This window comes from Bacillus sp. 01N45 (assembly GCF_056399205.1).
In genome coordinates this window covers 1-505 of sequence record NZ_JBFTQW010000048.1, presented here as the reverse complement: position 1 = coordinate 505, position 505 = coordinate 1, and the positions used below count along the sequence as shown (strand labels likewise).

The 505-nt window shown below is 65.7% G+C and carries 1 protein-coding gene; it reads right to left on the bottom strand.

Going from position 1 to position 505, the window contains the following annotated elements:
- The coding region (locus AC1DMU_RS29615) for a hypothetical protein (protein ID WP_476941698.1) at positions 1–505 on the bottom strand (505 nt) is incomplete at both ends.

The window sequence follows — 505 nt, the reverse complement described above, 5'->3', positions numbered from 1 at the left end:
GCGCTACCCCAGCGGCCCAGTTGATGGTGCGGCGCCATCACAGGCGCGAGCCAATCCGGTGCTTCGATATCCCAGGTCACGCCATCGAACGGATGCGGCCAAGGCGTACCCTGCGGATTCGGCGAATGCAGGAACAGCGCGCTCTGGCCGCTATCCGGCGCCAACACCACCCAGCACTGGGTGTCCTGCCGCCTGCAGGCCACCGCGCGCTCGAGTAGCCGCAGCAACGCGGCGGCAACGGCGGTGCGATCACTGCCATGGCGATTGCCACGCCCCTTCCAGTCCAAGTGGGTGTGCCAGTAGTCGAACCATTCCGATGCGAGCGCATCCTGCAGCGCCACGGTGGCCCTCGCCTCTTCGGCGGCCCAGTAGCGGGTCATCTTCTTCAGGTATCGGCGATCGGCCATCAGGCCATTGTCGCGTAGATCCACGCCATGCGTGGATGCAGATCCCCGGAAAAAAGAAAGCCCCGCTTGCGCGGGGCCTCCTTCGTACTGCTTCAGGC